Below are 7,369 nucleotides of genomic sequence, written 5' to 3'. Positions count from 1 at the left end.
TTCCTTCGCCGGTCCGGGCACCGTGGATGTCGACAACGAAAACTATTGCGTCCATTCGCCGGTCGATGTCACCGACGCCTTCGAGATGCCGGTGCTGCTGTCGGCGCTCGGGCCGACGATGCTGCAACTCGCCGGCGAGCGGGCCGGGGGCACCGTGCTGTGGATGGCCGACGAGCGCGCCATCGCCGACCACGTCGTTCCACGCCTCACCGCGGCGGCCGCCCGGGCCGGGCGGCCCGCGCCCCGGATCGTCGCCGGTGTTCCCGTCGCGCTCTGCTCCAATGGCGAGGCGGACGAGGCTCGCGGCTACGCCAGCGAGGTGCTCGGACACGCCGACTTCTCGCCGAACTATGTGCGACTGTTGCAGCACGGCGACGCCGAAGACGTCGGTGACATCGACCGGCGAATGGACGCAATAGTTTTCGTTGTCGACATCCACGGTGCCCGGACCGGCGAAGGAAGCGAGCAGCACGTCGAGATAGTCGCCCATCAGGCGCGCCGGGCGGTCATAGGACAAGCCCAGCTGTGAGTTGACGATCCAATGATGCGAGGGTCCGATGCCGAGCGTGAACCGTCCGCCGCACGCGACCTGGGTGGTCAGGGCTTGTTGCGCCATGATCATCGGATGGCGAGTCTGAATCGGCACGACCGCCGTTCCGATCTCGATGGCCTCGGTGGCCTGCCCGATCAGCGCCACGGCGGTCAACGCGTCGAGGTAGCCGGGGACTTGGGGCATCCAAAACGCGGTGAAACCGTCGCTTTCGGCGGCGACCCCGTCGTCGATCAGGCCGGCAAGTCGATCGGCGCGTGAACGCTCCTTGTCGGAGCCGACCATCAAGCCGATGCGCATGCGGCCCCTTTCCTACGGCACATAGCGATCCCACTCGTATGGAACAATTGCGAAAAATGGTGCGGCAAACAATGCTTCGATGCCCGATTCGGCCCAGCGGGCCTCGAGCACCGGCCGCAACCGCTCCGCGGTGGCAACCGGATCGTCGTCGAGGAAGCAATACGTGATCGTCTGGTTCTCCGGTGCGCTGGCCAAGCTGGCGTCGACCCGGCGCGATACCGCGGACCAGACACCGGCGACGCCGTCGACGTCGGCCAGCGGGTCCGGGGACGACGGTCCCCGCTCGACCAACACGAACGCGCCGCGCACCGGTAGCCAGGGCAACACGTCTGACCCGATTCGGACGCGCGGCGCTGCGGCTTTGCGTTGCACGTCGTACACGCCGCGCTCCACCGGCGGCAGCAGCGGGAGTTTACGGCCGGCGTTCCCCAGCGCCGTGGACAGTTCGTTGAAATCGTGCAATCCGGCCGTGTCGGTGAAGAAGTACGTCATCACGTGGTCGACCGCGTCCAACGGCCCGCCGCTCACCGCGCGAGCCGAGCGGCAGGCCGGCGTGGACACCAACCGCAACGAGGCGCGCACCGCGCGCAGGCGGTGTTGCTCCGGGCGGTGATCCAGGCTGTGCCAGCGCAGATACTCGGCGTCTTTCCCGTCGGGGTGGCGGATCGCCATCGAGACGAACAGGGTGGTGATCTCGCCACCACCAGCGGCAAGGATCTCGGGCACCTCGTCCGATGGCGTGCCGGGAAGATGCATGGCGTTGAACCTCAGGCTCTCGTCGAATCTGGTTGGTAGAGCTGGATTTCTGGGTGGCGGGCCGCGATCATGCGCCGAAATCCCTCGCGCCAGGGCACCTTCGTGCGGCCGAGCACGTCGTGCATGTGGGTGACGTCCGGCCACAGCGGGGTGTGCGCCTGGGGCGTGTACTCGAAGATCGGCTCGACACCGACCAGCTCACCCATGAAGGCGCAGTACTCCTCCACGCTGACGGTTTCGCTGCCGGCCCAGTTCACCACGACGGGCGGTGTCGCAGCGACTTCCATCGCGCGGACGCCCAGCTCCACATAGTCGTCTTCATAGATGGGGTTGTAGTTGTTCGGCTTGTCGGGATGCAACCGAATGGGCTTGCCCGCCAACATCGCATCGAGACGGTCGGCGGGCGCGCCGCCCTGGGGGCCGTACGTCGAACAGATCCGGATGATGGTCAGCGGGATGTGAAAGCGCCTGGCGATCCAGGTGCACACCGCCTCGGCGGCCACCTTGGAGAAGCTGTAGTTCGCCCGCAGTGGTGCCCCCGGCGGATCGGTTTCGGTGAGCGGTCGCCGGCCCTGATAGGCGTAGATCGAGCCGGTGGAGCAGAAGACGAAACCCTTTGCGGCGCGGCAATGGTAGAGCAGTTCGCCGGACGCCTGCGCGTTCGTTTCGACGCACTGGCTCCAATCGTCGGCGCCCGGGTCCACGGCGGCGTGGAAGACGTAGGTGAAATCGTCTGGGAGACCGGAGAAGTCGCTGGCGCCGACGTCCAGCGCGACCGGTCTGATCCCGGCGTCCACCAGTTTTTGCCGGGCCGCGGGATCTTTCAGGCGCGCGGCACCCCACACCTCGTTGCCCGCTGCGGCCAGGGCACGCGCGATCGGAAACGCGATCTTGCCCGTCGCCCCGGTGATGAGAATCTTCTCTGCGTCGAGCAACCCGTCCTCCGAATGTTAAGTACTTGATACCGCGTGGCGAGCATAACTCCCGGTCGACGGGAAACGCCACGAGACGCCCCGAAAGTCACCTGGTCGTGGCGGTAGCAACGGAATAAGCTGGACCGGGCCAGGCTCGAATTGGCCCCACCGGGAGGCCCACCATGAGGTGGTTATTTGGTCGCCTGACCGCCGTTGTCGCGGTCGCCTTCATGACGATGGTCGTTGCGGCGATCGCGACGCCGGCGATCAGCTCGGCGCAGTGCGATCGCAACCTGTCGTTCAACGTGTCGACGTTCGAATGCAAACCGCGACCGGCTCCGCCGCCGTGGTACGCCGTGCCGCCGGCGTATTCGCCGGAATTCGCATCGGACGTGCCGCCCCCGCCGCCACGGCCGGCGTGGTCGCCGAACGAACCGATGTGGAGCGTCGGCTTCCACCAATGGGGCGCCTATTTCGACGGCGTCTGGGTGCCGTACTGACCGGGGGCCCACCTCACCTGACCCGCAACGCGTCTGGATCGCGTGCGCGCAGAGTGATAACGTAATTCTCCGATTTGCATAATGGCCCTACCAGGCCGGCCGTGCGGACCCCCGGAGGTGACGTGTCAGCAGCACCCGGACGGCCGCTGCCCCTGATCACGCAGGACAACGAATTCTTCTGGACGTCGGGTGCCGACGGGAAGCTGCGCCTGCAGGAATGCCAGAGCTGTGAATCGCTGATCCATCCACCCGCGCCGGTCTGCCGGTACTGCCGGTCCCGCGACATCGGTGTGCGGGCGGTCTCGGGCCGGGCGACGCTCGCCGGATTCACGATCAACGAGCGGTTCAGCCTGCCCGGGCTGGCGGCGCCCTACGTGATCGCGCAGGTGGCTATCGCGGAGGACCCGCGGGTCCGGTTGACCACCAACATCGTCGAAAGCGATGTCGATCGGCTGGAACTCGGACAGCAGGTCGAGGTTGTCTTCGAGCAGGTCGAGGACGTGTGGTTTCCGTTGTTTCGGCCCTTGCGCGCGGGAGGGGCCGATGCCGACGAACCCGGTGAGCTGCCGGTCGACGAGATCGCGCCGGAACGTTTCGGCGAGCACGTCCGCCCGATGCTGACGGTGGACAAGTTCGAAGACAAGGTCGCGCTCACCGGGATCGGCGCGTCCCCGATCGGCCGCCGGCTGATGCAGCCGCCGCTGGCGTTGACCGTGCAGGCATGCGAGGCGGCCATCGCCGACGCCGGCCTGACCTACGCCGACATCGACGGCCTGTCCACCTACCCCGGCGCGATCAATGTCGGCGGCTTCGGGGAGGGCGGCACCACCGCCCTCGAGGGCGCGCTCGGCATTCGGCCGACGTGGCACAACGGCGCCATGGAGACGTTCGGGCCGGGCGGCTCGGTGATCGCCGCGATGCTCGCGGTCGCCTGCGGGCTGGCGCGCCACGTGCTGTGCTTTCGCACCCTGTGGGAAGCCACCAACGGCGAGCTGATGAAGCAGGGCAAGATCACCCCGGCCCATGGTTCAGCGGGCCGAATGTCGGGCTGGCAGATGCCATTCGGTGCCACGTCGGCGGCACACACACTGGCGATGAACGCGCAGCGGCACTTTCACCGGTACGGCACCACCAAGGAAACGCTGGGCTGGATCGCGTTGAACCAGCGCGCCAATGCCGAACTCAACCCGACCGCCATCTACCGGTCGCCCATGACGATGGACGACTACCTGGGAGCGCGGCCCATCACCACGCCGTTCGGCCTATACGACTGCGACGTGCCGTGCGACGGCGCCATCGCCGTCATCGTCTCGGCCGTCGACGCAGCCCGCGACCTGGCCAAGCCGCCGGTACTGGTGGAAGCGGTGGGAACGCAGATCGTCGAGCGACTCGACTGGGACCAAAGCACCCTCACCCACGAGCCGCAGGTGCTGGGCCAGGCGGCGCACGTATGGACGCGTACCTCGCTGCGACCCGCCGACGTCGACGTGGCAGAGCTGTACGACGGGTTTTCCTTCAACTGTCTGTCCTGGATCGAGGCGCTGGGCTTCTGCGGAATCGGTGAGGCCAAAGACTTTCTGGACGGCGGCAAGAACATCGCGCGCGACGGGCAGTTGCCGCTCAATACGCACGGCGGCCAACTCTCGCACGGCCGCACCCACGGCATGGGTCTGCTGCACGAAGCCATCACTCAGCTGCGCGGCGAGGCCGGTGACCGCCAGGTCGCCGGTGCCCGCGTCGGTGTGGTCAGCAGCGGCGGCCTGACTCCCAGCGGCGTGCTCCTGCTGCGGGCGCCGGAATGAGACGAGCATGAACCCCGCGGCGCCGCGGCCAAGGCTGGTAATCGTCGACGGGGTGCCGATGTCGGCGCTGGTCACCGAAGTCGAAGACCCGCAGGCCGTGATCGTGGCCATCCACGGCGGTGGCACCACCGCGATGTATTTCGACTGCCCGGGCCACCCCTCGTATTCGCTGTTGCGGACCGGCGCGGCCGCCGGGTTCACCGTGGTGGCCCTTGATCGGCCCGGCTATGGCAGCTCGGCGCCCTATCCCGAAGCGATGGCCTCCGGCGAGCAGCGCGTCAACCTGGCTTACGGTGCCGTCGACCGCATTCTCGGCGAACGACCGCGGGGCGCAGGCATATTCGTGTGGGGCCACTCGGGCGGCTGCGAGCTGACGCTGCGGTTGGCCGCCGACGCGCGAGGTGCCGACCTCCTCGGTATCGAGCTGGCCGGCACCGGCCGGCACTACCACCCCGCCGCTAAGGAAATACTGAAAACGGCCACCCGCGAACGCCGCCCGTCGGGCATGCGCGAACTGCTGTGGAGCCCAGAGCAGTCTTACCCACCCGAGGTCCTCAACGGCGCCACGGTGTCGCCGTCCGCCCCGGCCTACGAGGACCAGATGGTGTCGGACTGGGCGCGACAGACTTTCCCGGAGCTCGCGCCCGCCGTGCGCGTCCCGGTGCACTTCAGCATCGCCGAGCACGAAAAGGTCTGGCAGACCGACGATGCGGCGGTGACCGAGGTCGGCGCCCTGTTCACCGGGGCGCCGCGATTCGTCGTGCATCGACAACCGGACGCCGGGCACAACATCAGCCTCAGTCACGCCGCCCCCATCTACCACTCGAAAGTCCTTGAATTCGTGCGGGATTGCGTGGCCGAGCGTTCAGCGAAGACGGAATCCGATCTGGAGGCCGGCTGATGCGCGTCGGATTCATCGGGTTGGGCAGCCAGGGCGGTCCCATGGCGCGCCGGATCGTCGAGGGCGGCTACCCCACCACGTTGTGGGCGCGCAGGCCGGAGGCCCTCGAGGCATTCGCCGACACCTCGGCCGGCATCGCCGGGTCACCCGCCGAACTCGCCGCGGCCAGTGACCTGGTCTGCCTCTGCGTGGTCGCAGACGCCGACATCGACGAACTGGCCTGCGGGACAAACGGATTGCTGTCGGCGATGAAGCCCGGCAGCGTGATCGCCGTGCACAGCACGGTGCATCCGGACACCTGCCGAGACCTCGCGACCAAGGCTGCCGCCCAAAGTGTTTCCGTCATCGACGCGCCGGTGAGCGGCGGGGGCGGCGCGGCGGCCGAGGGCCGGCTGCTGGTGATGGTGGGCGGCGACACCGACGTCGTCGAGCGTTGCCGCCCCGTCTTCCAGACCTATGCCGATCCCGTCGTTCACCTCGGCGAGCTGGGTTCCGGACAGACCACGAAGCTCCTCAACAACCTGTTGTTCACCGCCAACCTGGCCACGGCGGCCAGCGCGCTGTCACTGGCCAGCGCGCTTGGCGTCGAACCGGACCGCCTCACCGAAGTGGTCTCCCGCAGCTCTGGCAACAGCTTTGCGCTCAACGCTCTCGGCGGCATCGGCGGACTTGATCGGCTGGCTGGGGTCGCGGGTGGCCTGCTGCAGAAGGATGTTCGGCTGGTCGTCGATCTCGCCGAGCAGGCCGGGGCCGACGGCGGCGCGGTGCTCGATGCGGCCGACGCGGCGCTGGCCCTGATGGACCATCCACGGTGAGAGTCGGATTCGTCGGCGCGGGACGGATGGGACGCCCGATGGTCGGTCGTCTGGTGGCAGCCGGTCACGACGTCCAGGCCATGGGCCGAACGGCCGAAAGACGCCGGGACCTCGAGCAACTGGGCGCGCGGACCGTCGGCGAGGCGGCCGAAGCCGGTGCCCGAGCCGACGTCGTGGTGCTCTGTGTGTTCAACGACGATCAGGTTCGAGAGGTCTGCCTGGCCGGCGAATTGCTATCCGCAATGCGGCCCGGCGCGGTGCTGGTGGTGCACACCACCGTCAACCCGAAGACCATCGCGGCCATTGCCGAGCGCGCCAACGGCGTTGACGTCGTCGACGCCGCGGTCAGCGGGGGCCCACACGACATCGCCGCCGGCCGGCTCACGCTGTTCGTCGGCGGTGCCGACCAAGCGGTTGACCGAGCGCGACCGCTGCTTTGTTGCTACGGCGACCCGGTCCTGCACGTCGGGCCGGCCGGCGCCGGCCAGAAGGTGAAACTCGTCAACAACGCGCTGTTCGCTGCGCAGCTCGGGCTGCTGGCCGAGTCGGTCCGGCTGGGAGAAGGGCTCGGCGTGCCGGAGTCGACGTTGCTGACCGCCCTGGGACACGGCAGCGCGGCTAGCCACGCGCTGAACCTCATCGCGGCCGGCGGTTCCATCGCGTCGTTCATCGAAATGACCGGTGAGTTCGTGGCGAAGGATGTGGCCGCCGCCCGGGCTAGCGCCGAGGCGCTGGGCAGCGGTCTGGGCGCGCTGGATGACGTCATCGCGGCCATCGGCGTCGCGAAGAGGGCATGAAATGCCAGCGTTTTGGTCTTTCCGGTTCGTCACG

7 protein-coding genes and 2 pseudogenes are annotated in these 7,369 nt (G+C 68.1%); 6 read left to right on the top strand and 3 right to left on the bottom strand.

Annotation, left to right across the window (positions count from 1 at the left end; all coding sequences use genetic code 11):
* Nucleotides 1–85: 85 nt before the first annotated feature.
* Nucleotides 86–358 (top strand): annotated as a pseudogene (locus tag A5624_RS27360) (LLM class flavin-dependent oxidoreductase); the annotation flags it as partial.
* A 6-nt stretch (nt 359–364) separates the two neighbouring features.
* On the opposite strand, the pseudogene A5624_RS10800 reads toward A5624_RS27360, so the two are convergent.
* The 3 genes and pseudogenes from A5624_RS10800 to A5624_RS10790 all read right to left on the bottom strand — a co-directional run.
* Nucleotides 365–850 (bottom strand): annotated as a pseudogene (locus A5624_RS10800) (LLM class flavin-dependent oxidoreductase); the annotation flags it as partial.
* A 12-nt stretch (nt 851–862) separates the two neighbouring features.
* The gene (locus A5624_RS10795; RefSeq protein ID WP_066865832.1) at nt 863–1,606 is read right to left on the bottom strand and encodes a hypothetical protein; all 744 of its coding nucleotides are present in this window, start codon (nt 1,604–1,606) and stop codon (nt 863–865) included.
* A gap of 11 nt (nt 1,607–1,617) precedes the next feature.
* Nucleotides 1,618–2,541 carry an NAD(P)-dependent oxidoreductase gene (locus A5624_RS10790; protein WP_066865829.1) on the bottom strand — a complete coding sequence of 308 codons (924 nt, stop codon included), beginning with the start codon at nt 2,539–2,541 and terminating at the stop codon, nt 1,618–1,620.
* A 161-nt stretch (nt 2,542–2,702) separates the two neighbouring features.
* Between A5624_RS10790 and A5624_RS10785 the strand changes: the two genes are divergently transcribed.
* The 5 genes from A5624_RS10785 to A5624_RS10765 all read left to right on the top strand — a co-directional run bounded on the left by A5624_RS10785 (nt 2,703) and on the right by A5624_RS10765 (nt 7,335).
* The gene (locus tag A5624_RS10785; protein WP_066865826.1) at nt 2,703–3,020 is read left to right on the top strand and encodes a hypothetical protein; all 318 of its coding nucleotides are present in this window, start codon (nt 2,703–2,705) and stop codon (nt 3,018–3,020) included.
* A 122-nt stretch (nt 3,021–3,142) separates the two neighbouring features.
* The gene (locus A5624_RS10780; protein WP_066865883.1) at nt 3,143–4,822 is read left to right on the top strand and encodes an OB-fold domain-containing protein; all 1,680 of its coding nucleotides are present in this window, start codon (nt 3,143–3,145) and stop codon (nt 4,820–4,822) included.
* 7 nt (nt 4,823–4,829) lie between these two features.
* The gene (locus A5624_RS10775; RefSeq protein ID WP_066865824.1) at nt 4,830–5,723 is read left to right on the top strand and encodes an alpha/beta hydrolase; all 894 of its coding nucleotides are present in this window, start codon (nt 4,830–4,832) and stop codon (nt 5,721–5,723) included.
* Nucleotides 5,723–6,538: an NAD(P)-dependent oxidoreductase gene (locus A5624_RS10770; protein ID WP_066865823.1), complete on the top strand. Its 816-nt coding sequence runs from the start codon at nt 5,723–5,725 to the stop codon at nt 6,536–6,538. The genes A5624_RS10775 and A5624_RS10770 overlap by 1 nt, the downstream gene beginning before the upstream one ends.
* Nucleotides 6,535–7,335, top strand: coding sequence for an NAD(P)-dependent oxidoreductase (locus A5624_RS10765; protein WP_082990535.1), 801 nt, complete (start codon nt 6,535–6,537; stop codon nt 7,333–7,335). The genes A5624_RS10770 and A5624_RS10765 overlap by 4 nt, the downstream gene beginning before the upstream one ends.
* The last annotated feature ends 34 nt before the right edge of the window (nt 7,336–7,369 follow it).

This window comes from Mycobacterium sp. 1482292.6, from assembly GCF_001672995.1.
Lineage (GTDB): Bacteria > Actinomycetota > Actinomycetes > Mycobacteriales > Mycobacteriaceae > Mycobacterium > Mycobacterium europaeum_A.
The sequence above is the reverse complement of the archived record's forward strand: the minus strand, read 5'-3'. Positions and strand labels throughout refer to the sequence as shown.

Bases quoted from the DNA above. Each gene is read 5' to 3' on its own strand.
- A5624_RS10795 (WP_066865832.1), bottom strand. From the start codon at position 1,606: ATGCATCTTCCCGGCACGCCATCGGACGAGGTGCCCGAGATCCTTGCC.
- A5624_RS10785 (WP_066865826.1), top strand. From the start codon at position 2,703: ATGAGGTGGTTATTTGGTCGCCTGACCGCCGTTGTCGCGGTCGCCTTC.
- A5624_RS10775 (WP_066865824.1), top strand. From the start codon at position 4,830: ATGAACCCCGCGGCGCCGCGGCCAAGGCTGGTAATCGTCGACGGGGTG.
- A5624_RS10770 (WP_066865823.1), top strand. From the start codon at position 5,723: ATGCGCGTCGGATTCATCGGGTTGGGCAGCCAGGGCGGTCCCATGGCG.